Genomic DNA, 25601 nt, shown 5'->3' on the forward strand with positions numbered 1-25601 from the left:
ATCGAGCGTAATTTGCTATTTTAACACGCCCCCACCACCGCACAGACCCCGTTTTTCATGACAACAACACCCGAAAAGATCGACTTACTGATTGAGCCTCGCTGGATCGCCGCCGTCGACTCGGACAGCACCCTGAGCAACCACGCCGTTGCAATCAACAAAGACCGGATCGTGGCCGTCCTGCCGACCCGGGAAGCGCGCACCCGCTTTGCGCCGACAACGCACACCAAGCTTGATGACCACATTCTGATCCCCGGCCTGATCAACCTGCACACCCACGCCGCGATGACGCTGATGCGCGGCATCGCCGACGACCTGCCGCTGATGGAATGGCTGCAGAAGCACATCTGGCCGACAGAGGGCGCCAACCTCTCTCCGCAGTTCGTACACGACGGAACACGACTGGCCTGCGCCGAAATGCTCAAGGGCGGCATCACCTGCTTCAACGACATGTACTTTTATCCGGATGCAGCTGCCAGTGCCGCCTCCGACCTCGGCATGCGCGCCGTGCTGGGCATTACAACCTTGGAGTTTCCAACCCCCTACGCCAGCGACGCAACCGATTACATCAGCAAAGGCCTGGCCGTTCGCCAGGATTGGCTAAGCAACCCCCTTATCAATTTCTGCCTTGCCCCCCATGCACCGTACACGGTTACGGATGCCAGCTTCGAGCGCATTCTGACACTATCCGAACAGCTCAACCTGCCGATCCACTGCCACCTTCATGAAACCGCACAAGAAGTCGAAGAGAGCATCCGTCAGCACGGCATGCGCCCGCTCAAGCGCCTGCACAGACTCGGCCTGCTCGGCCCGAACCTAATCGGGGTACACGCCGTCCATTTGAACGATGATGACCTGGAACTACTGGCCACAACCAGCAGCAACATCGCCCACTGCCCCACCTCCAATCTCAAACTGGCCAGCGGACTCGCCCCCGTAGCAAAAATGAGACAAATAGGCATCAATGTCGGCCTCGGCACCGACGGCGCCGCCAGCAACAACCGCCTCGACATGTTCGCGGAAATGCGCCTGGCCTCGCTGCTCGCCAAAGGCGTCAGCGGCAATGCCCAAGCCCTCCCCGCACGCGAAGTCCTGCGCATGGCGACGCTCGGTGCCGCCCAAGCCCTCGGCATGGCTGACAGAATCGGCTCGATCACTCCGGGAAAGCAGGCCGATCTTTGCGCCATTGACCTCGGTGCTCCGGAAACCCGCCCCTGCTTCGATCCGCTGTCGCACGTAATCAATGTTGCCGGGCGGGAGCACGTCACGCACGTATGGGTAGCCGGAAAGTGTTGCGTAGACAACAAATCTTTACGGAAAACCAAGCAAAATAACTTGGAGTCTGCATTGGCGCTATGGCAGAATATTTTGGAATTCCGCCAACAATCGTGAATTCGGTTGTCGTACGGGTTAAAGATTTCCGAAATTTTCTTCAATGAGGGAAAACAATGATCAAAAACATCGCCAAGAAGTCCCTGGTTCTGGCCCTGCTGGCCGGTATCGGTTTCTCCGCTGTTGCGCAAGAGCGCGTTTACCTGATCGACCAGCGTGACGTCGTCGCCAAGAGCGGCTTCGGCCTGTGCTGGCGCGACGGCTACTGGACCCCGGCTGCTGCTGCCGCCGACAAGGCCGGTTGCGAATGCGACAAGGACCTGCTGCCGAAGGAAACCTGCGAGCCGAAGGCCGCTGCCGCTCCGGCTGGCGCCGCTGCCGCCCCGGCTGGCGTGAAGCCGTCCGGTGAAAAGATCACCGTCGCTGCTGACGCACTGTTCGACTTCAACAAGGCTGTCCTGCGTCCGGAAGGCAAGGCTAAGCTCGACGATCTGGTCTCCAAGGCCAAGGCCATCAAGCTGGAAGTGATCCTCGCTGTCGGCCACACCGACCGCATCGGCAACGACGCCTACAACCAGAAGCTGTCCGAGAAGCGCGCTGCCGCCGTCAAGGAATACCTGGTTGCCAAGGGCATCGAAGCCAACCGCGTCTACACCGAAGGCAAGGGCGAGAAGCAGCCGGTTACCGGCGACAAGTGCAAGGGCGATAAGAAGACCGCCGCACTGATCTCCTGCCTGCAGCCGGATCGTCGCGTCGATATCGAAGTCATCGGCACCAAGTAAGCCGACCGAACTTCAACGAAAAGCCCCGCCCAGCGGGGCTTTTTCTTTTCTCCCCAATACCCTGAACACCATGCTCAACGCCGATCAAGCCGAACTCGACAAATTTGGAGAACTTGCCCACCGCTGGTGGGACCCGAACAGCGAATTCAAGCCGCTGCACGATATAAACCCGCTGCGCCTCGACTGGATCGACAACGCCATCGGCCTCGCCGGCAAACGCATCCTCGACGTCGGCTGCGGCGGCGGCCTGCTTTCCGAAGGCATGGCAGCACGCGGCGCGATCGTCACCGGCATCGATCTTTCCGAAAAACCGCTCGGCGTCGCCAAGTTGCACCTGCTCGAAAGTGGTCAAAAAGTCGAATACCGCAAGATCGCCGTCGAAGACCTAGCCAATGAAATGCCGGAATCCTTCGACGCCGTGACCTGCCTGGAAATGCTCGAACACGTTCCCAACCCCTCCAGCGTCATCACCGCCTGTGCGCGGCTGGTCAAGCCGGGCGGCCAGGTCTTTCTCTCCACGCTCAACCGCAACCCCAAGTCCTACCTGTTCGCGGTCGTTGGCGCCGAATACGTACTGCAGATGCTGCCCAAAGGCACGCACGACTACGCCAAGTTCATCAAGCCCTCCGAACTCTCGCGCTGGGCCAAATTGGCCAACCTGGAGCCGGAAGAACTGATCGGCATGAGCTACAACCCGCTGACCCGGCAATACAGCCTGGGCAACGACACCAGCGTCAATTACCTGATGCGCGCCACGCGCGTCTGACACCGATGTTCGACGCCGTCCTCTTCGACCTCGACGGCACGCTGGCCGACACCGCGCCCGACCTGGGCTGGGCGGCCAACGCACTGCGCGAAGCCGAAGGACTGGCGCCGCTGCCGCTCGCCACGCTGCGCCCGTGGACCTCGCAAGGCGTGCGCGGCCTGCTCCACGCCGCCTTCGACATCGCGCCCGGCCAACCGGGCTACGACAATCTTGCCCAACGCTTCCTGGCGCGCTACGCCGAGCGCCTGTGCGTCGACACCGTGCTCTTCGACGGCGTTGTCGAACTGCTCGACGAACTCGACGCCCTCGGCCTAGCCTGGGGCATTGTCACCAACAAGCGCATGCGCTACACCGACCCACTGGTCGCCCAACTCGGCCTGACGCCACGCACAACCTGCGTCGTCAGCGGCGACACAACCGCCGAAGCCAAGCCCTCCCCGCTGCCCGTGCTGCACGCCTGCCAACTACTCAACTGCCGCCCGGAACGGACGCTCTACGTCGGTGACGACCGGAGGGATATCGTTGCCGGAAATGCGGCGGGCTGCAGGACCGTGGCGGCAGCTTACGGTTATCTCGGAGATAGTGGGCCAGTACTGAGTTGGGGCGCAGATTTCCAGATCAATTCACCGCAAGAACTGTCCACCTATCTGAGTCGGGCATTGGGTTTCTCGTAACCCCCAGGACTGCTGCAACTTTTTCGAACCAGAAAACGACAAACTGCTTACCGGTTTTTATGGTGCATAGCCCGTGGAGCTGAAATGAACCATCTATATATTGCCGCTAGCATTGTCCTCGTCTTAACGGGAATAGCACACTCGCTTATTGGCGAGCTCATGATTTTCAGAAAGGTCAGTGGGGGCCAGATAGTCCCAAATCGAAGCGCCCCGCCACTAAAGGAACGCAATATTCGTATTCTGTGGGCAAGCTGGCACTTAACGACCGTCTTTGGCTTCGTGCTTGCATTCATTCTCTTTCAAACAGGAACCAAGAACTTCCCAGCCATACCGCTGCTGTCACATTCGATAGCAACCGCTTGCCTGATAGGAAGTCTTTTGGTTTTGTTTGGAACCAAGGGACGCCACCCTGGTTGGTTAGCGCTCGGAATATCGGCTTGCCTTATATGGTTCGCGATTTCGGCAACCTAACCCTCGCACACGCCCATTCCGCAACTGGATTCGCCACCTGAAATCACACCCGCCACGCCGTCAGCAGCAGGTTACGTGGTGTCAGTTGGCGGTTGCAGAAGGTGGTGAGACTAGGTTTGTAGCCGCATGTTTCGAGGTATTCGGCCAGGTCGAGGGCAAGCCAGAGTTCGAGGGAGCGGCGACAGGCGTGACGGGGAATGGAGAGGCGCATGACCTCCCGCTGGCGTTGCCAGCCAACGGCCTCGATGGCCTCCAGATGGGGCACTTCAGGCGCCGGCAGATTTTCCCGGGCAACCATGCGGGAGAGGAAATCGGCGAAGCTGCCACGCAGCCAGGAGGCCGGTACCGGCTTGAAGGTCTTGTACGGCGCATCGCTAAGCTGCGCGCGCCATTCGGTGAAGGCAAGCTTCCAGGCGATGTCGTGGTCGCGCTGGCGCGTCAGGCGCGGTGAGGCAGTGACGGTTTCGGTGACGGCGAGGCGGGTGTCGTCGCGCGTCAGTTGCAGCTGACCGCTGGCGCTCAAGGGCTGGTAGTGCGTTTCGATGCCCCGGTAGTAGCAACACGGCGCGACGTCAAAGCGGTTGACGCCTACCCCGGCACCGCGCTCGATCAGGCGGCGATGGAGGTTGCCGCAGGCGTGCAGGGCAACAGCGTGCTGACCCTGGCGCGGCCAGTCGGGGACAGCCAGGGCATCGCATTCGAGAAAACGGTGGTCGAGGCCGATGCGGCGTGCCAGGTGCTCGCCGTCGGCGCACAGTGCAGCGTCGATCTCCAGCGTATGCACCGGCTGTTGCCAGGCGAGACCGAGCAGGCGCCCGAGGTGGCCCTTGCCGCCGCACCAGTCGATGATGCCCTCGCCGCCCGACTTAACGGCGCCAGCGAAGGCTTCGATCTGCGAGCGTTTGCGGCCGGGGATTTCCCACGCCCAGCGCTCGCCGGGCACGGGTGGCGGCGCATGTTCGGCGGCCGAAATCTCGATCAGCGGCAGCAGGGCGTCGATATCGGGCAGGTAGCCGGCCAGCCAACATAGCGCGTCGGTGACGTCGTCGTTGAGGTGGGCGGCTTCAGCATCGCTCAGCGCCAGCAAGGCGGCAGTCAGCGCCGGCCATTGCTCACACCAGACCGGGCGCGCTTCGCGGAAGGGTTGCGGGTGCCAGAGGTCGCGCCAGGCCAGCAGTGCGATGTCGAGTTGCCGGCGATGCTCGGCGGCCCTCACCTCAGCGCGGCGCCGCGTTCACGGCGGCGATAGCCGAGCCAGGCGGGCAGAACAGCAGCCAGCAGCACGACGAAACCGACAGCCAGCGGCCACAGCACTGGTGCGTTCCATGCCTTGCGCGCCTCGGCGCGGGCGACACCGTCAATGCGCTGGTACTTGAGCAGGTTGTTGGCGACGTCGTTGGGTTTGCGGTTGGTCAGCCAGCGGTGGCTCAGTGTGTAGCTCTTGGGGTGCAGGCCGAAAACCCAGGGCGCATCGTGGTGCAGGATGGCGTTCATGCGGCGGACGATTTGCAGGCGCTCCGGTGTGTTGTCCATGTTCTTCATTTGTCCGAACAGCGCGTCGAATGCCGTATTGGCATAGTTGGCGGCATTCTCGCCGCCATGCGGCACCTTGGCCTCCTGACCGTAGAGCAGGAAGAAGAAATTTTCGGGATCGGGGTAGTCGGCATTCCAGCCGAAGTAGAAAAGCTGAACGTTGCCCTTGCGTATCTTGTCCTGGAAGCGATTGAAGTCGCTCGAACGAACGACGAGTTGTATGTCGATTTTGGCGAACTGGCGGGTCAGCCAGTCGAGCCGTGACTTTTCGCCCATGCCGCCGCCGGTGGTGTCGAGATTGACGACCAGCGGCTCGCCGGTCTTGGCGTCGCGGCCATTCGGGTAGCCGGCCTCGGCGATCAGTTTCTTGGCCGCCTCGACTGGCTTGCGCTTGGGCTTGCCGTCCACCCAGTCGTACACCGTGCGGTTCAGTCCGGCCTCACCTGCCTCGTAGCCGAAGATGCCCGGCGGCAGGGGGCTTTGCGCGGCGATGCCGCGACCGTTCTGGAAGATGGAGATGAACTCTTCCTGGTCGATGGCGATGGAGATCGCCTGGCGGAGCTTGGTCGCCCGCTCATTGAGGCCGCCAACGACTGGGTCCTGCATGTTGAAACCCATGTAGAAAATCGAGGACTTGACCGAGGTGAGCAGACGAATGCCCTTCTCCTGCATCTCATCGGTCAGCGCCACGTCGCCGCCGACATTGACGCGCACGGCTTGGTCGAAGCTGTCCGAGGAAATCCCCGAAGCGTCGTAATAGCCTTGCAGGAACTTGTTCCAGTAGGGAATCGCCTCCTTTTCGCGGGTGAAAACCGCCTGGTCGAGCAGCGGCAGCGGCTTGCCGCAATCGGCCAGCAGGTCGGCCTCGCGGTCGCCCGGTTCGCCTTCGCAGGGGTAGGCTTCGCCGTGGAAATTGGGGTTGCGCGACAGCACCATGCGACGGTTCGGGTCGTTCTCGGTAAGCATGAAGGGCCCGGTGCCGACCGGCCACCAGTCGAGCGTCAGGTTCTTTTCGGCCATGCCGGGCTGGGCATAGAAACGATCGACCTCGCGCGGCACCGGCGCGAAGAAGGGCATGGCCAGCCAGTAGGCAAACTGCGGGTACTTGCCCTTGATGCGGATGCGCCAAGTGTGGGCATCGACCTTTTCGACACCCGCCAACGGGAAGGCGTCAAGGTCGAGCCAGCCGTCCTTGGGCAGGTCCTTGGATGCCTTGCCGAGCGCGTCACCGAGTTCCTTCAGGCCGACGATCTTGTCGGCCATCATCCCGAAGATGGGCGAATGCAGCCGGGGATGGGCAAGGCGCTTGATCTGGTAGATGTAGTCATCGGCGGTCAGCTCGCGAGTCCCTTGTTTCGGAAAGTCGCTAATCGACTGGCGGCCTTCGGCGGCGCCTTGACCGAGATACTCGGGCCGCCCCTGCGCGTTGATGGCAAAGGCCGGATGCGGCTGAAAGCGAATACCCTGCTTGAGCCTGAGTTCATAAACGCTCTCGGCGATACGCTCGACCGGTGCATCCTGCGGCAAGACGCGACCGGAGGCATCGACATAACGCGGCACGGGAACCTGTTCGACCGTGGCCGGAACCAGCTGGTACGGGCGCTTGAGGTAGTGATATTGCAACGGTGGCTCGTAAATCTGCGCCGTGAAGGTCGCCTCATCCTCGGCATAGGACTGCGCCGGATCGAGGTGCTTGGGACGCTCGGTAAACGCCGTGTAGAGCACATTCCGCCCGGCATCGGCGGCCGGATACGGGTCGTTCCAGGTCTGTCCGCATCCGGACAACGCAGCAACAAGGGAAAGGCAGGCACAGATTTTTCGCATGGCGAGCAGTTTAACAACTTGACCGCCCGGCTGCCCATTGACCACAATGGCTCAAACAAACAACAGAGAGGCAGTCCATGCTCGACAAAAAAGTCCCCCACTTCTCGCTGCCAGCCACCGGCGGCACATCCTTCAACCTGCCTGACCAAGCCGGCAAAACGGTCGTCATCTACTTTTACCCCAAGGACAGCACGCCAGGCTGCACCACGCAGGGCCAGAATTTCCGCGACCTTCATGACCAGTTCGCTGCCGCCAATGCGGTCGTGTTGGGCATCTCGCGCGACAGCCTGAAGTCGCACGAGAACTTCAAGGCCAAGCAAGGCTTTCCCTTCGAACTCGGTTCCGATGCCGACGAAGCGGTCTGCACCCTGTTCGGCGTCATGAAGCAGAAAATGATGTACGGCAAGCAGGTGCGTGGCATCGAACGCAGCACCTTCGTCATCGACGGCAAGGGCGTGCTGCGCCGCGAGTGGCGGGGCGTCAAGGTGCCCGGCCATGTCGAAGAAGTTCTTGCCTACGTGCAGACGCTCTGATTTCCCAACCCCAGACCAAAGGCCCCCTCATGCCGCGCAAACCCGCTGCCGCAAAGAAGCCCGCCGTTACCAAGATCTTCGTCCTCGACACCAACGTGCTGATGCACGACCCGAGTTGTCTGTTCCGCTTCGAGGAACACGACATCTTCATTCCGATCATGACCCTGGAGGAGTTGGACAACCACAAGAAGGGGATGACCGAAATCGCCCGCAACGCCCGCCAGGCCTCGCGCATGCTGGACGAAATGCTGGCTCACGACGAAGTCGATATCGATGAAGGTATCGACCTCTACGGCCCCTCTTCCAAACTGGCCAGCGGTCGCCTCTACCTGCAGACCGAGGCGATCAACGGTGAATTGCCACAGGGCTTGCCGACCTCCAAGGTCGACAACCAGATCCTGTCGGTAGTCATCCACCTGCAGAAGAAATTCCCCAAGCGCCCGGTCATCCTGGTGTCGAAAGACATCAACATGCGCATCAAGTCGCGAGCACTCAACCTGCTGGCTGAGGACTACTTCAACGACAAGGTGCTGGAGGATACCGACATCCTCTACTCGGGCACCCGCCCGCTCCCGGACAACTTCTGGGACAAGCACGGCAAGGGCATGGAGTCGTGGAAGAAGGACAGCAAGACCTACTACAAGGTCACCGGCCCGCTTTCCCCGCAATTCCTGGTCAATGAATTCGTCTGGCTGGAAAGCGACGGTTTCGCCGCAATCGTCAAGGAAACAGCCGGCAAGACGGCCGTGCTGGAAACGCTGGTCGATTACACCCACCCCAAGAATGCCGTGTGGGGCATCACAGCGCGCAACCGCGAACAGAACTTCGCGCTCAACCTGCTGATGAATCCGGATATCGACTTCGTCACCCTGCTCGGCCAGGCTGGTACCGGCAAGACCCTGCTGACGCTGGCCGCCGGCCTGACCCAGACGCTGGAAAGCAAGCACTTCGCCGAGATCATCATGACCCGCGTCACCGTGCCGGTCGGCGAGGACATCGGCTTCCTGCCCGGCAGCGAGGAGGAGAAGATGGCGCCGTGGATGGGCGCGCTGGAAGACAACCTGGAAGTGCTGACCCACTCCGAGGACAGCGGCCCCTACGGCGGTGACTGGGGCAAGGCGGCGACCAACGACATCATCCGCTCGAAGATCAAGGTCAAGTCACTGAACTTCATGCGCGGCCGCACCTTCCTGAAGAAGTACTTGATCATCGACGAGGCGCAGAACCTGACGCCGAAACAGATGAAAACCTTGGTCACCCGCGCCGGCCCTGGGACCAAGGTGATCTGCCTCGGCAACATCGCGCAGATCGACACGCCTTACCTGACCGAGGGCAGTTCCGGCCTGACTTACGTGGTCGATCGCTTCAAAGGCTGGCCACATTCCGGTCACATTACGTTACAACGCGGCGAGCGCTCGCGTCTGGCTGACCACGCGGCCGAAGTGCTATAATCCGCCGCACACAAGTAAAGGGGCCGTGTCAGCGACACGGCCCTTTCGTTTCAGCCACGGACAGCTTCCGCCGGAGGAATTTTTTGAAACGTCGCGACTTTCTGGCATCTGCCGCAGCACTCTCCCTGTTTGCTTCCGAAGCCTGGGCTACCAAGAAACAAACCAAACCGGCAACCGGCACCAAGCCTACAGGAGCCGCCAAAGCCAAACCCGGATCCACCAAGCCTGGCTCGCGCTCAGCCAAACCATCGGGCCGGGGCACGCATGGCAGGCAGCTCACCTCCCAAAAGCCGCAACAGTCGGCGGTACACACCGCCGACGACCCGGTCATCGAACGCCCGCCGCAAGGCACTTCAGCCTCGCGCCTGCCCCCGGTCAAGGCCCCCGAGCCGCCCAACGAGTGGCGGACCTATGAAATCACCACCACCGTCAACCTCAAGGGCAGGAGCGGCCCGACTCGCTTCTGGCTCCCCTTGCCGCTGAATCAGGATACCCTCTATCAACGCACGCTCGGCCACTCATGGACCGGTAACCCGGCCAACGCCGGCATGCGCCGCCTGCCGGATGGCGACCTCGAGGTTTTCCATTGCGAATGGCCGGATGGCGGCGATGCCCGACTGCAGCTGACTACGCTGGTAACCACGGCAGACCGCCATTTCGATGTCACCAAGCGTACCGTAGCGCCGGAACGCGATGACATCCTGCGCCGCAATCTGCAGGCATCGCAACTGATTCCCAACGACGGACTCGCTTTCCAACTCGGCGAACGCATCCTGGGGCGGATCAAGGATCCGGTAGCCCAAGCCAAGGCCATTTACGACTGGGTGGTCGACAATACGACTTACGACCCCAGCCTGCCCGGCTGCGGCACTGGCGATGTCCGCAAGCAATTGATCAGCGGCCAGTATGGTGGGAAATCGGCGGACATCAACGGCCTGTTCGTGAGCATCTGCCGTGCCATCGGTATTCCGGCCCGCTGCGTCTACGGCTTGCGTACCGGCTCCTCGCGCCTCTTCCGCAGCTTGGGCATTTCCGGTGACGATGCCACGCGCGGCCAGCACGTCCGGGCCGAGTTCTACATCCCGGGCTACGGCTGGGTGCCGGTCGATCCGAGCGACGTGCGCCGGGTCATCGCCATGGAAATCATGTCCGACCGCGACAGCAAACTGATCTCGTTGCGCAAGATATTGTTCGGCGTCTGGGAAATGAACTGGATCGCCTTCAACCTGGGCACCGACATCACCCTGCCCGGCAAGAACTCGGCGATACCTTTCCTGCTTCACCCACAACTGGAAATATCCGGCCGTACTGTCGACGATGGCGCGCAATACGCCATCAAGACGCGACAGGTCGTAATCTAGCGAAAATCAGTTGGGCGAATCGACGAAGCCACCACTGGCGAGGTTCTCGAAGCGCGTGTATTCGCCCAGGAAGGCCAGGCGCACCGTGCCGGTCGGACCATTACGCTGCTTGCCGATGATGACCTCGGCCATGCCCTTGTTGTCCTGGCTTTCCTTGTTGTAGTACTCGTCGCGGTACATCATCAGGATCACGTCGGCATCCTGCTCGATAGCGCCCGATTCGCGCAAGTCGGACATCATCGGCCGCTTGTCGGTCCGCTCCTCGACCTTACGCGAAAGCTGGGAAAGCGCGACGATGGGCACCTGCAACTCCTTGGCCAGGGACTTGATCGAGCGCGAGATTTCCGACACTTCGTTGGCCCGGCTTTCACCCTGCTTGTTGCTGGACATCAGCTGGATGTAGTCGATGACCAACAAGCCCAACTTACCGCCGTACTGGCGGGCCAGACGACGGGCGCGGGCGCGCAGGTTGGCCGGGCTCAGGCCACCGGTCTCATCGATGTAGATGGGGGCTTCGTGTAGTTTGCCGAGGGCGAACGACAGCTTCGACCACTCGTCGTCGCTCATCCGGCCAGTACGCAAACTCTGCGAATTGAGGCGGCCGATGGAAGCCAGCATACGCGTGGCCAGTTGGGCGCCGCCCATTTCCATCGAGAAAACACCGACCGGTAAACCGGAATCAACCGCCACATTTTCAGCAATGTTCAATGCAAACGCCGTTTTGCCCATCGACGGACGGCCGGCGACGATGATCAGGTCTCCGGGTTGGAAACCGGAGGTTTTCTGGTCCAGATCGATGAAACCGGTAGGGACGCCGGTAATATCCGACGGGTTTTCGCGATCATGCAACTCCTGAATACGCTCGACCACCTGGGTCAGCAGCGGATTGATATGCACGAATCCTTCGTTGTGCCCCGCCCCCGCTTCAGCGATCTTGAAAATCTTCGACTCCGCCTCGTCGAGCAGGGTTTCCGCGTCGCGCCCCAAGGGATTCAGCGCATCGGCGGCGATCTCGTCAGCCGTCGCCACCAATTGGCGCAATACCGCACGCTCTCGCACGATTTCGGCATAGCGCTTGATATTGGCGGCAGATGGCGTGTTGGCAGCCAACTCGCCGAGGTAAGCCAGGCCGCCGGTCTGGTCGCCCTCGCCCGCACCATCCAGTGCCTCGGCAACCGTTACAACGTCAGCCGGTTTGGCGCGCTCCAGCAGATTGCGAATCTGCCGGAAGATACGCCGGTGTTCGTCACGATAGAAATCGGTATCGGTAACCAGGTCGCCCATCCGGTCCCAGGCCTGGTTGTCGAGCAACAGGCCGCCGAGGACCGATTGTTCGGCTTCGATGGAGTGCGGCGGAACGCGCAGGGAGTCCAGGGTGGCGTCAGTGACTTTGGATTTGGGTGGGCGCTGATTCATGGCGGGAAGTTTAAATTAAAAAAGGCCCCGCATCTGCGGAGCCTTCTTTACTGACAGCGAAGCTGAAAATTACTCAGCAGCCACAGTCACGGTGATGTTGGCCAGCACGTCAGTGTGCAGGGCGATATCAAGCGGGAACTCGCCGATCGCCTTGAGCGGGCCTTCCGGCATGCGGACAGCCGACTTGTCGACATCGAAACCGGCAGCCTTCAGCGCTTCGGCAACATCGGCGTTGCCGACGGAACCGAACAGGCGGCCATCCATACCGGCCTTGCGGGTGACGGTGATGCTGGTGCCGTTCATCTTGTCGGCGACGCCCTGGGCGGCAGCCAGCTTCTCGGCGGCAGCCTTTTCCAGCTCGGCGCGGCGCGCTTCGAACTCGGCCATGGCGGCCGGCGTGGCGCGCTTGGCCATGCGTTGCGGAATCAGGAAATTACGGGCGTAGCCGTCCTTGACCTTGACGACGTCACCGAGGTTACCCAGGTTGACAACCTTTTCGAGCAGAATGATTTGCATGTTTCGTCTCCCCGAGAATTATTGATGGTTGTCGGTGTACGGCAGCAGGGCCAGGAAGCGGGCGCGCTTGATAGCGGTACCCAGCTGGCGCTGATAGCCGGCCTTGGTGCCGGTCAGACGAGCCGGCATGATCTTGGCGTTTTCCTGGATATATTCCTTCAGGACGTCAACATCCTTGTAGTCGATCTGTTCGACCTTTTCAGCGGTGAAGCGGCAGAATTTGCGACGCTTGAACAGGCCGCCACCGCGCTTCTTTTTCTTGTCGTCATCCTTCTTCTTGAAGAATCGAGCCATTTTCGTTTCCTTCCAAATATTCGAGTGTATTCACATGCAGTACAGGAGACCGGCTTTTCAGACTTCTGGCGGCGAGAAACCCTGTCACCTTGAGCTGCCCCCCCAGAGGGGCAGCCTGTAGCCAGCGGGCATTTTCACCCAGGGCCACGACAGCGATTTCAACCTCAACCAGACGCTGTGCACCGTTTTCGATCTGCGAGGAGTTGTGTTGCAAACGTCCTTCACTGACCGGAATTCCGGCTGGCGTGTAGCGCAAGGCTTTACGCTCGGCCAGCAGCCCGGAGATCGTGATGCTGTTCAGCAGTCAGCCCGTACCAATATGCTTAGGCAGCAGCCTGTTCCGCCGGGGCGGCATCGCCACCGAGCAGGGACTTGGACTTCTCTTCCTTCATCATCGGGGACGGAGCAGTCACGGCAGCCTTCATCTTGACAGTCAGATGACGCAGAACGGCATCGTTGAACTTGAACGAGTGCTCGAGTTCGTTCAGCGTCTCGCCGTCGCACTCGATGTTCATCAGAACGTAGTGGGCCTTGTGGATCTTCTGGATCGGGTAAGCCAGCTGACGGCGACCCCAGTCTTCCAGACGATGAATCGAACCGCCCTTGGCAGTCACGATGGAGCGATAGCGCTCGACCATGCCGGGCACTTGTTCGCTTTGGTCCGGATGGACGATAAAGCAGATTTCGTAATGGCGCATGCAAACTCCTTTTGGGATGAACCCTCCGCCATGCGTTTGCGGTAGGGCAAGGTTGAAAAGCCCGCGATTATAACAACATTCGCGGGCTTTTGAATGAACGGCGAGCGTTTATTTTCAGAAACTGTCGTCTGCGATCTCCAGTGCACCGGCCGCGCCAGCCACGACAGACTCGGCCAATCCGGCGGCCTGGGTCAGGAAATGATCGGCAAAGAAACGAACCGTCGCCAGCTTGGCAGTCCAGAACGGGTCGCTGTCACCGGTGGCCAATTTGTCCCGGGCGATGATTGCAGCCCGCCCCATCTGCCAGCCGCCAGCTACGATGCCAAGCAGAAACAGGAAGGGCACGGCGCCAGCATGGGTCGCCTTAGGATCGCCCTTGAAGTTGGCGACGATCCAGTCGACTGCTTTTTCCACGGCATCGATACCACCCCGCTGGCGGGCGCCGATGCCGGACAGGTCACCATCCAACAGAGCCGCATCGACCCGCATTTCAGCAATCACAGCCTTAATGGTGACACCCTGCTCGCGAGCGATCTTGCGACCGATGAGATCGTTGGCCTGGATCGCCGTCGTCCCTTCGTAAATGGCCGTGATCCGCGCATCGCGCAAATGCTGGGCGGCGCCGGTTTCCTCGATGAACCCCATACCGCCATGAACCTGAACGCCGAGCGATGCCACGTCGATGGCACTTTCGGTACTCCAGCCCTTGACCACCGGGATCATCAGATCGGCAAATGCCTGCCCCTTTTGACGCGCAGCCTCGTCCGGATTGCAGTGGGCATGGTCCTGCGCGGCCGCGGTAACATAAGCCAGCGCTCGCATGGCTTCGATGCGCGAACGCATCGACATCAGCATGCGACGGACATCCGGATGCTTGATGATCGGCACCTTCGGGCCGCCCTTGACCCCCAGTTCCGTGCCCTGGACGCGCTCCTTGGCATAGACGACCGCACGCTGATACGCACGCTCAGCATCGCCCAGCCCTTCCAGACCGACGTTGAAACGGGCTGCGTTCATCATGATGAACATATATTCCAGCCCGCGATTTTCTTCGCCGACCAGGGTACCGATGGCACCGCCGTTGTCGCCGAACGCGAGAACTGCGGTCGGGCTGCCGTGAATACCCAGTTTATGTTCGATCGACACGCAATACACGTCATTCCGCTCACCCGGCGTACCGTCGGCCTTGAGCAGGAACTTGGGAACGACAAACAAGGAAATCCCCTTGACCCCCTCTGGCGCATTAGGCGTGCGGGCCAGTACGAGATGGACAATATTGTCCGTCATGTCGTGCTCGCCCCAGGTGATGAAGATCTTCTGGCCAAAAATCCTGAAAGCACCGTCACCGACCGGTTCGGCGCGAGAACGCACGGCAGCCAGGTCGGAGCCGGCATTTGGCTCAGTCAGATTCATCGTCCCGGTCCATTCTCCGGAAATCAGCTTGGGCAGGTAAGCCGCCTTCTGCTCATCAGAACCGGCGATGGTCAGCGCCTCGATCGCCCCCTGAGTCAACATCGGACACAGCGAGAAGGCGTGATTGGAAGCTTTCCACATTTCGCTGACGGCGGCTGAAACAAGCTTGGGCAACCCCTGACCGCCGAACTCCGGTTCGCAACCCAGGCCATTCCAGCCATTGTCCACAAACTGGCGATAAGCCTCCTTGAATCCTGGCGAAGAGGTAACGACGGTATCCTTCCATTTGGCACCGTTCGTATCGCCAATACGATTGAGCGGCGACAGCACCTCACCGGCGAACCTTGCCGCCTCATCGAGAATGGCATCGACAACATCCGGTGAAGCCTCTTCGCAGCCCGGCAGAGCGACTACCTGCCCCAGACCAGCCAATTCCTGCATCGAAAAACGGATATCCTTCAACGGGGCAACATATTCGCTCATCAGCCTCACTCCATTCGGTTAGCGGTTTCTTTCAGTTCAATCAGGAACAGGATGTCTTCGACCACCGACAGTACAAACCCTTGTCGTTGACCACCACGATTGTCGCGCAGTAATTGATACAGGTAACCAACGACATCGCCGTCACCCCACATGGCGACAACCGTGTTCATCAGCCGGGGCATATCCTCCAGTGACGGCGAGTACGAAGACTCGGCACCCGTTTGATCGGCTGTCGTCGCAGCGGAGGAAATCTCCGAGGCCAGCCCATCCCAACTCTGAATTTCCACGTTGAAATGCCGATTCAGATCGCGGGCGACCGTTTCGAACTCAGCACGCATGCCAGCCATGCGGTAGACATCCATCAGGCGAATCCAGGGGCGCAAGGCCTCTTCCGGGTTGTGATCGATGAATTCCTGAAGCGCCTGCGCAGCCCCCTTGACCCGACCGAAGGACAACATGATATCGGCCAGCTCCATGACCGGATTGGCTTCGAAATGCTCATCCAGAGTCGTGGCACTGATCGAAAGCACCGAGTCTGGACCTCGCGAAGAAGCCTTCTCGACAGCGCGCTCGGCGACTGGAGTTTCTTCCGGGGCATGGTTGCCAAGATCGAGATCGAGGTCTACATGGGCCACCCCGCCCCTTTCCACTGGTTCGAAATGGAGATCGACATCGCTGGCCGCCCCATCATACTCGTCGAGCCGTTTAGGATCGATACGCACCTCGGGAACAGCAAGTGCCGCCGTGTCATCAAGCGCACCATCACTCCGAAGTTCACGAACCTCCCGATATTTACGCCAGCCAAGCCAGCCGGACAAGCCAAGGAAAACACCCAATGCCAATCCATACAGCGCCCAAGGCGTATCAGAAACGGACTCCACCACAACCGGAGCTGGATGCGAGGCCGGCCGTGCAGTAGGCGCTGGTAGCGAATCCAGCTTCTGTGCCGCCGCCCCGGATGGTGCAGCCGATGAAGACGAGGGAACCGCAGAACCAACCTCCGCCTCGACGCGCTGTGCAAACTGCGCCGCTTTGGCCTGCAGCTCACCATGTGTCCCTTCCATGTTGCGCAGTTTTTCAGCTGTCGCCATTTGCGACGCAGCCTGATCATGCAACGCCATCAACATCCGAAACTCAAGCCTCAGGACATCACGCTGCGCCTCCTTGAGGACTGCCGAACTGCGCAATTCGGTAGCCAGCCGCAACGACGGCTCGCCGGCAGAAACACCTTCATCACCCGACAAAAGCAGACGATCCTGCATCGCCGCTACAGGCGTGCGCCGACCCGCTTTACGAGGAACCGGTTTAACCTGCCCCTCTTCGAGCACTGCGGGCGCAGGCGGACGAAGCCTCGGGGGACGCCTTTCGAGTGGAGCGACGCCCGGATTTTCTGCCGCAACCGACCCCATCGCCGACGCAGCAAACGGTGTAGTTTCCCCGACTATCGACGGAGAGGCCATCAGGATGTAGTCACGCGAAATCTCGTGGCCGCAGCCCAAATACAGTGCCACCTGCATGATCGGTTCGCGAAGCGGAACCTCGGTGCGTATCTCCAGAACAGGGGAAGCCCCCCCGCGCACTGCCATGGTCGCCTTTTTCAGCCAAGGAAGCCCATCGCTTGACATGGGCTGGACCAAACGAAAACAAGCAGCATCCAGCCTCTGCTTTTCAGTCCCCAAGAGTGCCACTTCGAGCCTTATCGACTCACCCAGAACCGGCTGCCCTCGCATATCGCCCAACCCGACGGCAAATACACGCCCTGAAAGAATCAGTGCCAACAGTGAAACCGCAACCCGGCCAGCAACGCGATCCAACAAGAAAACCCCTAATGACAAAAGTGTTGAAATTGTAGCGCTTATTTCCCCGCCAGATAACGATTGTCGTCAAACGTAAGCACCCAATTCGGGCGGTAAACAACAAATAACGTCACAACCATCCCCGATAACCAAGCTTCCGAAAAACCCAACAACAGGAAATAGAGGAAATATTCCTCAATCAGATAATCCCATGAATACGCCCCTGCGAATGCCAGCAAGGCAGTGATTCCGAAGCCCACCCCCACGATGGTCAAGGCACTCCCCAGGAAAGCGTGGATGAATATGTACACAAAGAAATGCCGAGGAAATATCCAGGAAAAGACCCGATGCAAGCCCTGGCTGAAAAAAACGCCAAGACCACCCAGAAGAAGTGCATTCATCGCGTAGGCGAAAGCCCCCGTTCCATCGTTCAGCGCCACACCCAGCGTAACAAAAGACAATCCGATAAAGGCCAGCGATGGGCCAAAGCTCAGCGTAAAGACGGTTGCACCCAACAAATGGAGAGCCAACCCCGGCTTGACACCAGCCTTCAGGCTCCAGATCAGCGTCAGCAGGACAATCATGCCCAGCCAGACATTCAGACACTCCGAGTCGCGTAGACGGCCCCACGGCGCCGCAAAAATGCAAAAGGCGAAGAGCGGCACCCAGACAGCCCAAGCCACCCAGTACCACGCTTCGCCCAACAAGGTATCGGTCAGATTCACATGGCTATTCTAGTGCCGGCAACCGACCTTGTGACATCAACCTACAGCCCCCTCCAACTGCGGCACAGCCTCGAACAGGTCGGCCACCAGGCCGTAATCGGCGATCTGGAAGATCGGGGCGTCCGGGTCCTTGTTGATGGCGACGATGACCTTGGAGTCCTTCATGCCGGCCAGGTGCTGGATGGCACCCGAGATGCCGACCGCGATGTAGAGCTGCGGGGCGACGATCTTGCCGGTCTGGCCGACCTGGTAGTCGTTGGGCACGAAGCCGGCATCGACGGCGGCACGGGAAGCGCCCAGCGCAGCACCGAGCTTGTCGGCGAGCGGTTCGAGCAGCTTGTGGTAGTTCTCGCCGCTACCCAGTCCACGACCGCCGGAGACGATGATCTTGGCGGCACCGAGTTCCGGACGCTCGGACTTGGTGAGTTCGCGGTGGGTCAGGGTGCTCTGGGCGGTATCGGCTGCCGCGGCAATGCTTTCGACCGCGGCACTGCCGCCGGTGCCGACGACGTCGAAGGCAGTGCTGCGCACGGTGATGACTTTCACCGCATCGGCGCTCTTGACGGTGGCCAGGGCGTTGCCGGCGTAGATCGGGCGAACGAAGGTGTCAGCCGATTCGACAGCGGTGATTTCGGAGATCTGGGCAACATCGAGCAAGGCGGCGACACGCGGGGCAAGGTTCTTGCCGAAGGTGGTGGCCGGGGCGAGGATGTGGCTGTAGCCGGCGGCGTTGGCGATGACCAGGGCGGTGAGGTTCTCGGCGGTCTGGCTCTGGTAGTGGGCGGCATCGGCAACCTTGACCGTGGCGACGCCTTGCAGGCCGGCGGCTTGTTGGGCGGCGGCTGCGCAGCCGGTTCCGGCGACGAGGACGTGGATGTCGCCACCGATCTTCTGGGCGGCAGCGACGGTGTTGAGGGTGGCGGCCTTGAGGGCGGCGTTGTCGTGTTCGGCAATAACGAGAATGGTCATGATCAGATCACCTTGGCTTCGTTCTTGAGCTTGTTCACCAGTTCGGCCACATCGGCGACCTTGACGCCGGCGCTGCGCTTGGCAGGTTCGGTGACCTTGAGGGTGGTCAGGCGCGGGGTGACGTCGACGCCAAGGTCGGCCGGCTTGACGGTGTCGAGCGGCTTCTTCTTGGCTTTCATGATGTTGGGCAGGGTGGCGTAGCGCGGTTCGTTCAGGCGCAGGTCGGTGGAAACGACGGCCGGCAGGGTGATCTGCAGGGTTTCGAGACCGCCGTCGATTTCGCGGGTGACGGTGGCTTTTCCATCCGCCAGGACGACTTTGGAGGCGAAGGTGGCTTGCGGCCAGTTTTGCAGGGCGGCGAGCATTTGGCCGGTCTGGTTGGCGTCGTCGTCGATGGCTTGCTTGCCGCAGATGACGAGTTGCGGTTGCTCTTTGTCGCACAGGGCTTTCAAGAGCTTGGCGACGGCCAGCGGCTGGAGGTCGACGTCGCTCAGTTCGCTACAATCGACGAGAATGCCGCGGTCGGCTCCGATGGCCATGGCGGTGCGCAGGGTTTCCTGGCAGGCGGCAACGCCGCAGGAGACGGCGATGACTTCCGTGGCAATGCCGGCTTCTTTCAGGCGCACGGCTTCTTCGACGGCGATTTCGTCGAACGGGTTCATGCTCATCTTGACGTTGGCCAGATCAACACCCGACCCGTCCGCCTTCACACGTACCTTCACGTTGTAGTCAATAACCCGTTTTACAGGGACCAGAATCTTCACAAGCCTTCTCCTTTTACTCGGTTAGATTTTGTATAACCAGCATCGCCTGTTTGACAGACGTTGACTCAATCAGCACAATGACCATACTGTGTCGTATGGAAAAGCATACGGTAGCGTATGGAAAACAAACCTGTCAAGTCCACCGCCATTAAACCACCAACTCGTGCCCGTCGCACCAGCGCCGAGCCGCGTACGCAACTCGACCCCGACGCCTGGGTCGACGCGGCGATCGACGTCTTCGCCCGCGAAGGGGTTACCGGTTTGCGCGTCGAGGTACTCGCCAAGCATTGCGGCGTTACCAAGGGCAGTTTTTATTGGCATTTCAAGGACCGTCAGGCCCTGCTCGACGCTGTCCTTGCCCGCTGGAAGGAAGGCCGCATCCGCGACATCGAGAAGACCACGGCGATGATGCAGGGCGACCCGCGCGACCAATTGCATTACGTCATCGAGGTCTATGGCGCGAACCGCAATCGGAAAGGCATGTCGATCGAACTGGCCGTACGCGACTGGGCCCGGCACGACACCAAGGCTGCCGCCGTTGTCGAAGAAGTCGACCTCTATCGGCTCGAGTGCACGCGCAAGTTGTTTGTCAATTCCGGCATGACCGACGCCGAAGCCAAGAGCCGCAGCCTGTTGCTTTACGCCTGCGTCTTTGGCTTGTCGTTGATGCATTACACGCACTTCGACGATAACCTGTCAGACCTCAAGCAGCGGATTGCCGAACGCATCGTTTCCAGCTAGCTGAAACAGGCTCCGGTCAGCGGCTTGTCGGTCAGCACGCCCTCCCACGCACGAAGGTCCACCGCCAGCTGATCGACTGCCTCGGTCAGGGCTCCCACGCCCCCTCGGGCATCTTGCGTCACCGCCGTTTTTTCAAGATTGACCGGCAATTCGGCGACCTGGCGGCGCGACCGGTCAAGCAACACGACCCGCCCCTGCACAACCCCCCGACTGGCCGTCGGCGCCGAAAAAACCTGACTGAACTCGGTAATCTCGACGCGCAGCAGGCAACGCGCCTGCCCCTGCCCGGACGGCGACAGGCGAAGCTGTTGCGACAAGCGTTGTTGCAACAACAGCGCTGGCGGGCCAGCCCAGCGAGCCTTGGCGTATTCGCGCAAACGCGCCGCATCGACATAGGCCAGCCGATAGTCGATACCCATGGTGTCGAACCACAACGGCGCCCTGACCTCCAGCGCCAAGGGCACCCGTCGCTGGACCACCATCGCTTCCGCACGGGACGGCCCGAAATCATAGATTGCCAACGGCGCATCGCCCCCGCGCTTTCCGGAGGTAAAGCAGCCAGCCAGAAGCAGACAGCAGAACAATCCGAGCAGCTTCGCCACCTCACTGCCCTCCCGTCGGATTGAAACCAGCTTCACCAGGCCCGGGCGACTGCGGTGACACACCAAACACCAGTCCCTGCGGCGTATCCTCGAGTATGCGCAAGACCCGGCTCAGTTGCCGCGAAGTCAGCGAAAAATCCTGCGCCAGCTCGTTCAAGCGGGGCATCAGCGCCGAGGTGCCGCCGGCCGATGCATCGCCGATGGCGACATCCAGCTTGTCCGTTGCCGCCTGCATCTTGCCGACCAACACCCGCGTATCGGCCAGCAGAGGGCCGACTTCGCCAGCCGCTTGCGAGAAATGCTTGATGTTGCGGTCATCAAGCACCTTCTTGACCTGCACCAGGGTGGCATTCAGATTCTCCAGCGTCGGCTTCAAATTGGCTGAAGCGCTTTCCAGATTTGCCAATGTCGCAGTCAGATGCGCCCTATTCTCGTCGTTGAGCAGCGAATTGGCGCTCTGCATCAAAACCTTGGCCTGTTTGAGGGTCGCTGCGCCCGTCTCGCCCAATTCGTCGAACAAGGAGGGAATCATGGCGATATGCGGAGGCACTTCATCGTTGGGTTCGAGCGGCGTGCTGTCCTTGCCGGTTTCCAGCAACAGGATGTGTGCCAGCCCGGTCACCCCCTGGTAGTTCAACTTGGCCACCGTACCGGTGGTCAGAGGCACGTTTTCGTTGACTGAAATGGTGATCAGGATATTGCTGTAATCGTCCGGATCGAGGCGGATATCGCTAACCTTGCCGACCCGGATGCCGCGGTAGCGCACTTGGGCTTGCGGGTTGAGGCCGCCAATGTTCTGCTTGGTGACGACGATATAGTCATGCGACTCGTCACGCGCGCCCCCCAGCCAGTAGAGGGCGATGATGGCCGCCAACCCGAGTAGCAGGGCGAAGAGGCCGGCAGCGAAGGCATGCGACTTGTTTTCCATTGCCCGTAATTAAAGCAGCTTCCGGCGGTCCGCGCCAAAAAAGCCGGTCACGAAGGGGTGATCGATGGTCATGATTTCGGCGCGCGTTCCGTGGGCGATGATGTGATGATCGGCCAGAATGGCGACATGGCTCGCCAGGCCGGCCAGCGTATTCAGGTCGTGGGTGACCATGACCACCGTCAGGCCCAGCTCACGCTGCAATTCCCCGATCAGCTCGACGAAGTTCTGGCTTCGATCCGGATCGAGCCCGGCCGTCGGTTCGTCGAGCAGCAGCAGCTCCGGTTCGAGCGCCAGCGCCCGCGCCAGCGCCACACGCTTCACCATACCGCCGGAAAGCTCGGCCGGCATCAGCTTTCCATGCGTGGCCCCCAGACCGACCATGGCCAGTTTGAGATGCACCAGACGGCGAATCCAGTCCTCGTCGAGGCAACGTAACTCGCGCAGGGGGAAGGCGATGTTGTCGTACACCGACAAGGCCGAGAACAGGGCGCCATGCTGGAAGAGCATACCCAGACGGCGACGGATATTGCGCTGCACCTGGATATCCGGCTCGTTCAGATCGACGCCGAACAGGCGGACAATGCCCGCATCCGGCCGATGCAACCCGAGGATCTCGCGCAGCAAGGTCGTCTTTCCGCTCCCCGAGCCACCGAGCAAGCCGACGATCTGCCCCGCTTTCACCTGCAAGCTGAGGTCACGATGGACAACCTGCCCGCGAAAACTGGTGTTCACGCCATCCAGCTCGATGACCGTTTGCCGGCTCATAGCTGCGGCACACCGACCTGCCGGGTGAATACGGCAAAAATGGCGTCGACCAGAATAACGGTCGTAATCGATGTAACCACGGCACTCGTCGTGTTGGCGGACAGGCTCTCGGTATTGGGCTTGACGCGCAAGCCGAAATGGCAGGCGACGAGCGCGATTACGAAGCCGAATACGAACCCCTTGCCCAAGCCGATGTAGAGGTTGCTGACCGGCACCACGCGCGGCAGGTTTTCAAGAAAATAAACCAGCGACAAATCCAGCTGCAGCAACGCCGCCAGCATGCCGCCGAACATGGCCACCGCCGAAGTCCACAGCACCAGCAGCGGCATGGCCACCGTCAACCCGGCGACTTTAGGCAGTACGACACGTATGCTCCGCGAAATGCCCATGGTCGACAGCGCATCGATTTCCTCCGTCACCCGCATTACGCCGATCTGCGCCGTCATCGCCGAACCGGAGCGACCGGCGACGAGCACGGCAACCAGTACCGGCCCGAGTTCGCGGATGATCGAGATGCCGAGAATATTCACGATGAACAGGTCTGCGCCAAAGCTTTTCAACTGCAGGGCCGACAGGTAGCTGATGGTCACCCCGATCAGGAAACCGACCAGCGCAGTAACCGGCAAGGCCAGCGCGCCGGCCTTGTAGACGTTGGCGGCGAACTCTCGCCAAGGAATATCCCTCGGATGCCCAAGCAGGAAAAAGCCATCGAGAATCAACTGTCCGAACAAGGCGATCATACCGCGCAGGTTGGCCGCGGCCTTGAATAGGTAATGCCCGATGAACTCGGGCAAGTGCACGCGCGCGACCGGCGGCGGCGGCATTTCCTGGGGCAGTTCGGCCACCCGCTCGACAATGCGGCGGTGCATGTCGCCAATATCCACGGCAGCCGGCCATTCTCCTTGCCAGGCACGCCACAGCAAAACAGCAGCGGCGCTGTCCAGACGGGTCAAGGAGGACAAATCCCACTGCCGCTTTCCGTTGGTCGCCGCCGTCAGTCCGTCCTGCAATTCGGACAGTCTTGGCAGCATCTCCGCCAAGGTCCATGCGCCGGACAACACCACCCTCCCCGGCTCGACATGCAAGCGGGGGCGGTCGCTCACGCGGATTTCCTCGCCGGCTTGGATTTCAGGACGTATTCCCGACCCATGGCCTTCCAGACCGCGGCTTCCTCGCCAAATGCGGCCGCCGTCCAAGGGTTGGCCGCCAGCCAGTCGCCGGGCAGGTCGAGCAAATAGCCTCCGGGTGTGCGTTCGACGTGCCAGGCCGGTAGCGGACGGTCATCGCGCGTACGATGAAGGAGTACGGCCAGACGAAGAGCAAAGATCAGATTCCAGGCGCTGTCGGAAGCCGGTATGCCCCCCAGCTTTTCCAGCTTCCCGCGGTGGCCGAGCACCAGCATGGCGAGCCGCGCCTGATCCTTCTTCGAGAAGCCCGGCATGTCGGCATAGGTCAGGATGTAGGCACCGTGCTTGTGGTAGGCGTTATGCGCCACCGAAATACCGATTTCATGCAAACGGCAAGCCCAGGTCAAAAACTGGACATCCTGCTCCGCCGGGGCGCCACCGGTGGCCTGCATCAAGGCAGAAAGTGCAGTCGCTTCCACCCGCTCGACCTGATCACCTTCGACCTGATAGCGACGCCGGAACTGTTTCACCGTCGCATCGCGCATGTCGTGATGATGAAAACGCCCGAGCAGATCGTAGAGGACGCCGAGACGAAGCGCGCCATCGGCGTAGGTCATCCGCTCAATGCCCAGCTCTTCGAAAATGGCCGACATGATGGCCACGCCCCCCGGAAACACGGGCAGGCGGTCGCCCTTGATTCCCGGGAGATCGAGCGCCTCCGCCGAGCCGGCCTTGATGAGCAGGGCGCAGAGCCGGTCCAGCCCGATCCGGGTAATGCCGCTTTCGCCGTTGGGATTGAGCCCGTTGAGTTCGAGCACGTCGGCAATCGCGCGCGCCGAGCCCGAGGAACCGACCGCCTCCTTCCAGCCCATGCGCTGATAGTCGTGAGCGATCAACTCGATTTCCTTGGCCGCCGCCACCTGGGCTTCCCGCAAACGCTTCTTGTCGATCCGGCGATCCGGAAAGAAACGCAGCGTATAGCTGACGCAGCCCATGTACAGCGATTCCATCAGCTGCGGCTCGTGCCGTTTGCCGATGATGAATTCGGTCGAACCGCCGCCGATATCGACGACCAGGCGCTTGTGCGCCGCCGATGGCATGGAATGCGAGGCGCCGATATAGATCAGCCGCGCCTCCTCGCGCCCGGCGATGATTTCGATCGGGAAGCCCAGGGCTTCCTCGGCCAGCGGCAGGAACTCGGCCGCATTCTTGGCGACACGCAAGGTATTGGTCGCCACGGCGCGCACCGCACCGCCATCCAGGCCGCGCAAACGCTCGCCGAAGCGGCGCAAACCATCCAAGGCCCTGGCCTGCGAGGCTGTATCCAGGCGCTTATCGGGCATCAACCCAGAAGCCAGACGAACCGGCTCCTTCATCGAATCGAGGGTATAAATCTGGTCATCGACCACACGCCCGACTTGCAGGCGAAAACTGTTTGAACCCAGATCGACGGCAGCGACGGTTTCGTAAATCATCGGAGAAAACGGCAGGTTGCTTGGATTGGCGGGGATTCTACCACCCACCGTTAAATGCCTTTCCGACGGTCTGGCAAGAAAAAAAACAGCCGCCAACCTTTCTCAATCACCGCCACAAAATACGAAATAAAAATCAAGCAGTTAAACAAAAAAAACACTGTG

General features: G+C 60.8%; 25 protein-coding genes. 8 read left to right on the forward strand and 17 right to left on the reverse strand.

The window, feature by feature from the left end:
• Positions 1-57 precede the first annotated feature (57 nt).
• The 4 genes from AB6Q56_RS09930 (at position 58) to AB6Q56_RS09945 (ending at position 3554) form a co-directional block, all read left to right on the forward strand.
• Positions 58-1392, forward strand: a complete 1335-nt coding sequence (locus AB6Q56_RS09930) for a TRZ/ATZ family hydrolase (RefSeq protein WP_434516883.1) — start codon at positions 58-60, stop codon at positions 1390-1392.
• Positions 1393-1448: 56 nt separating this feature from the next.
• Positions 1449-2114 carry an OmpA family protein gene (locus AB6Q56_RS09935; protein ID WP_434516884.1) on the forward strand — a complete coding sequence of 222 codons (666 nt, stop codon included), beginning with the start codon at positions 1449-1451 and terminating at the stop codon, positions 2112-2114.
• A 70-nt stretch (positions 2115-2184) separates the two neighbouring features.
• The gene (ubiG, locus tag AB6Q56_RS09940; protein ID WP_434516885.1) at positions 2185-2880 is read left to right on the forward strand and encodes a bifunctional 2-polyprenyl-6-hydroxyphenol methylase/3-demethylubiquinol 3-O-methyltransferase UbiG; all 696 of its coding nucleotides are present in this window, start codon (positions 2185-2187) and stop codon (positions 2878-2880) included.
• A gap of 5 nt (positions 2881-2885) precedes the next feature.
• Complete coding sequence (locus AB6Q56_RS09945; protein ID WP_434516886.1) at positions 2886-3554, forward strand: HAD family hydrolase; 669 nt, start codon at positions 2886-2888, stop codon at positions 3552-3554.
• A 514-nt stretch (positions 3555-4068) separates the two neighbouring features.
• Here AB6Q56_RS09945 and AB6Q56_RS09950 read toward each other — a convergent pair.
• Positions 4069-5241 carry a methyltransferase gene (locus tag AB6Q56_RS09950; protein ID WP_434516887.1) on the reverse strand — a complete coding sequence of 391 codons (1173 nt, stop codon included), beginning with the start codon at positions 5239-5241 and terminating at the stop codon, positions 4069-4071.
• Positions 5238-7382, reverse strand: a complete 2145-nt coding sequence (locus tag AB6Q56_RS09955) for an ABC transporter substrate-binding protein (RefSeq protein ID WP_434516888.1) — start codon at positions 7380-7382, stop codon at positions 5238-5240. The genes AB6Q56_RS09950 and AB6Q56_RS09955 overlap by 4 nt, the downstream gene beginning before the upstream one ends.
• Positions 7383-7459: 77 nt before the next feature.
• Between AB6Q56_RS09955 and AB6Q56_RS09960 the strand changes: the two genes are divergently transcribed.
• The 3 genes from AB6Q56_RS09960 to AB6Q56_RS09970 all read left to right on the forward strand — a co-directional run bounded on the left by AB6Q56_RS09960 (position 7460) and on the right by AB6Q56_RS09970 (position 10727).
• Positions 7460-7915, forward strand: coding sequence for a peroxiredoxin (locus AB6Q56_RS09960; RefSeq protein ID WP_434516889.1), 456 nt, complete (start codon positions 7460-7462; stop codon positions 7913-7915).
• A gap of 29 nt (positions 7916-7944) precedes the next feature.
• Positions 7945-9366 carry a PhoH family protein gene (locus AB6Q56_RS09965; RefSeq protein WP_434516890.1) on the forward strand — a complete coding sequence of 474 codons (1422 nt, stop codon included), beginning with the start codon at positions 7945-7947 and terminating at the stop codon, positions 9364-9366.
• 83 nt (positions 9367-9449) lie between these two features.
• Complete coding sequence (locus AB6Q56_RS09970; protein ID WP_434516891.1) at positions 9450-10727, forward strand: transglutaminase-like domain-containing protein; 1278 nt, start codon at positions 9450-9452, stop codon at positions 10725-10727.
• 6 nt (positions 10728-10733) lie between these two features.
• On the opposite strand, the gene dnaB is transcribed toward AB6Q56_RS09970, so the two are convergent.
• The 10 genes from dnaB to AB6Q56_RS10020 all read right to left on the reverse strand — a co-directional run bounded on the left by dnaB (position 10734) and on the right by AB6Q56_RS10020 (position 19801).
• On the reverse strand, positions 10734-12143 hold the full coding sequence (dnaB, locus tag AB6Q56_RS09975; RefSeq protein ID WP_434516892.1) for a replicative DNA helicase: 1410 nt from the start codon (positions 12141-12143) through the stop codon (positions 10734-10736).
• A 69-nt stretch (positions 12144-12212) separates the two neighbouring features.
• Entirely contained in the window at positions 12213-12659 is a 447-nt protein-coding gene (gene rplI, locus AB6Q56_RS09980) for a 50S ribosomal protein L9 (protein ID WP_434516893.1), read from the reverse strand.
• 18 nt (positions 12660-12677) lie between these two features.
• The gene (rpsR, locus tag AB6Q56_RS09985) at positions 12678-12953 is read right to left on the reverse strand and encodes a 30S ribosomal protein S18 (protein ID WP_027458986.1); all 276 of its coding nucleotides are present in this window, start codon (positions 12951-12953) and stop codon (positions 12678-12680) included.
• On the reverse strand, positions 12925-13209 hold the full coding sequence (gene priB, locus AB6Q56_RS09990) for a primosomal replication protein N (protein ID WP_434516894.1): 285 nt from the start codon (positions 13207-13209) through the stop codon (positions 12925-12927). Before priB ends, rpsR begins: the two co-directional genes overlap by 29 nt.
• Before the next feature lie 67 nt (positions 13210-13276).
• On the reverse strand, positions 13277-13651 hold the full coding sequence (gene rpsF / locus AB6Q56_RS09995; RefSeq protein WP_434516895.1) for a 30S ribosomal protein S6: 375 nt from the start codon (positions 13649-13651) through the stop codon (positions 13277-13279).
• Positions 13652-13765: 114 nt separating this feature from the next.
• Complete coding sequence (locus AB6Q56_RS10000) at positions 13766-15547, reverse strand: acyl-CoA dehydrogenase (RefSeq protein WP_434516896.1); 1782 nt, start codon at positions 15545-15547, stop codon at positions 13766-13768.
• A 5-nt stretch (positions 15548-15552) separates the two neighbouring features.
• Positions 15553-17361, reverse strand: coding sequence for a type IV pilus assembly protein FimV (locus tag AB6Q56_RS10005; protein WP_434516897.1), 1809 nt, complete (start codon positions 17359-17361; stop codon positions 15553-15555).
• Between the two features lie 41 nt (positions 17362-17402).
• Complete coding sequence (locus tag AB6Q56_RS10010; protein WP_434516898.1) at positions 17403-18068, reverse strand: energy-coupling factor ABC transporter permease; 666 nt, start codon at positions 18066-18068, stop codon at positions 17403-17405.
• Positions 18069-18104: 36 nt separating this feature from the next.
• Positions 18105-19037 carry an electron transfer flavoprotein subunit alpha/FixB family protein gene (locus tag AB6Q56_RS10015; RefSeq protein WP_434516899.1) on the reverse strand — a complete coding sequence of 311 codons (933 nt, stop codon included), beginning with the start codon at positions 19035-19037 and terminating at the stop codon, positions 18105-18107.
• A 2-nt stretch (positions 19038-19039) separates the two neighbouring features.
• Positions 19040-19801, reverse strand: coding sequence for an electron transfer flavoprotein subunit beta/FixA family protein (locus tag AB6Q56_RS10020; RefSeq protein ID WP_434516900.1), 762 nt, complete (start codon positions 19799-19801; stop codon positions 19040-19042).
• A gap of 117 nt (positions 19802-19918) precedes the next feature.
• Here AB6Q56_RS10020 and AB6Q56_RS10025 point away from each other — a divergent pair, with 117 nt between their 5' ends.
• Entirely contained in the window at positions 19919-20542 is a 624-nt protein-coding gene (locus AB6Q56_RS10025; protein ID WP_434516901.1) for a TetR/AcrR family transcriptional regulator, read from the forward strand.
• Here the strand turns inward: AB6Q56_RS10025 and AB6Q56_RS10030 are convergent.
• Genes AB6Q56_RS10030 through ppx form a run of 5 tightly spaced genes read right to left on the reverse strand, consistent with a single transcriptional unit; the run spans position 20539 to position 25439 of the window.
• Entirely contained in the window at positions 20539-21144 is a 606-nt protein-coding gene (locus AB6Q56_RS10030) for an ABC-type transport auxiliary lipoprotein family protein (protein ID WP_434516902.1), read from the reverse strand. The two genes, AB6Q56_RS10025 and AB6Q56_RS10030, sit on opposite strands and share 4 nt — an antisense overlap.
• A gap of 1 nt (position 21145) precedes the next feature.
• Entirely contained in the window at positions 21146-22072 is a 927-nt protein-coding gene (locus AB6Q56_RS10035) for an MlaD family protein (RefSeq protein WP_434516903.1), read from the reverse strand.
• A 9-nt stretch (positions 22073-22081) separates the two neighbouring features.
• Positions 22082-22837 (reverse strand): ABC transporter ATP-binding protein, encoded by a 756-nt coding sequence (locus AB6Q56_RS10040; protein ID WP_434516904.1) that lies wholly within the window; start codon positions 22835-22837, stop codon positions 22082-22084.
• Positions 22834-23940 carry an ABC transporter permease gene (locus tag AB6Q56_RS10045; RefSeq protein WP_434516905.1) on the reverse strand — a complete coding sequence of 369 codons (1107 nt, stop codon included), beginning with the start codon at positions 23938-23940 and terminating at the stop codon, positions 22834-22836. Before AB6Q56_RS10045 ends, AB6Q56_RS10040 begins: the two co-directional genes overlap by 4 nt.
• A complete protein-coding gene (ppx, locus tag AB6Q56_RS10050) occupies positions 23937-25439 on the reverse strand; it encodes an exopolyphosphatase (RefSeq protein ID WP_434516906.1) in 1503 nt (500 codons plus the stop codon). Before ppx ends, AB6Q56_RS10045 begins: the two co-directional genes overlap by 4 nt.
• Positions 25440-25601 lie beyond the last annotated feature (162 nt).

It is taken from the genome of Dechloromonas sp. ARDL1 (assembly GCF_051122455.1).
Lineage (GTDB): Bacteria > Pseudomonadota > Gammaproteobacteria > Burkholderiales > Rhodocyclaceae > Azonexus.

What these genes read in the sequence shown, in the direction of transcription:
- AB6Q56_RS09930 (WP_434516883.1), top strand. Translation starts at nt 58, where the DNA reads ATGACAACAACACCCGAAAAGATCGACTTACTGATTGAGCCTCGCTGG.
- AB6Q56_RS09935 (WP_434516884.1), top strand. Translation starts at nt 1,449, where the DNA reads ATGATCAAAAACATCGCCAAGAAGTCCCTGGTTCTGGCCCTGCTGGCC.
- ubiG (WP_434516885.1), top strand. Translation starts at nt 2,185, where the DNA reads ATGCTCAACGCCGATCAAGCCGAACTCGACAAATTTGGAGAACTTGCC.
- AB6Q56_RS09945 (WP_434516886.1), top strand. Translation starts at nt 2,886, where the DNA reads ATGTTCGACGCCGTCCTCTTCGACCTCGACGGCACGCTGGCCGACACC.
- AB6Q56_RS09955 (WP_434516888.1), bottom strand. Translation starts at nt 7,382, where the DNA reads ATGCGAAAAATCTGTGCCTGCCTTTCCCTTGTTGCTGCGTTGTCCGGA.
- AB6Q56_RS09960 (WP_434516889.1), top strand. Translation starts at nt 7,460, where the DNA reads ATGCTCGACAAAAAAGTCCCCCACTTCTCGCTGCCAGCCACCGGCGGC.
- AB6Q56_RS09965 (WP_434516890.1), top strand. Translation starts at nt 7,945, where the DNA reads ATGCCGCGCAAACCCGCTGCCGCAAAGAAGCCCGCCGTTACCAAGATC.
- dnaB (WP_434516892.1), bottom strand. Translation starts at nt 12,143, where the DNA reads ATGAATCAGCGCCCACCCAAATCCAAAGTCACTGACGCCACCCTGGAC.
- rplI (WP_434516893.1), bottom strand. Translation starts at nt 12,659, where the DNA reads ATGCAAATCATTCTGCTCGAAAAGGTTGTCAACCTGGGTAACCTCGGT.
- rpsR (WP_027458986.1), bottom strand. Translation starts at nt 12,953, where the DNA reads ATGGCTCGATTCTTCAAGAAGAAGGATGACGACAAGAAAAAGAAGCGC.
- rpsF (WP_434516895.1), bottom strand. Translation starts at nt 13,651, where the DNA reads ATGCGCCATTACGAAATCTGCTTTATCGTCCATCCGGACCAAAGCGAA.
- AB6Q56_RS10000 (WP_434516896.1), bottom strand. Translation starts at nt 15,547, where the DNA reads ATGAGCGAATATGTTGCCCCGTTGAAGGATATCCGTTTTTCGATGCAG.
- AB6Q56_RS10015 (WP_434516899.1), bottom strand. Translation starts at nt 19,037, where the DNA reads ATGACCATTCTCGTTATTGCCGAACACGACAACGCCGCCCTCAAGGCC.
- AB6Q56_RS10025 (WP_434516901.1), top strand. Translation starts at nt 19,919, where the DNA reads ATGGAAAACAAACCTGTCAAGTCCACCGCCATTAAACCACCAACTCGT.
- AB6Q56_RS10035 (WP_434516903.1), bottom strand. Translation starts at nt 22,072, where the DNA reads ATGGAAAACAAGTCGCATGCCTTCGCTGCCGGCCTCTTCGCCCTGCTA.
- AB6Q56_RS10040 (WP_434516904.1), bottom strand. Translation starts at nt 22,837, where the DNA reads ATGAGCCGGCAAACGGTCATCGAGCTGGATGGCGTGAACACCAGTTTT.
- ppx (WP_434516906.1), bottom strand. Translation starts at nt 25,439, where the DNA reads ATGATTTACGAAACCGTCGCTGCCGTCGATCTGGGTTCAAACAGTTTT.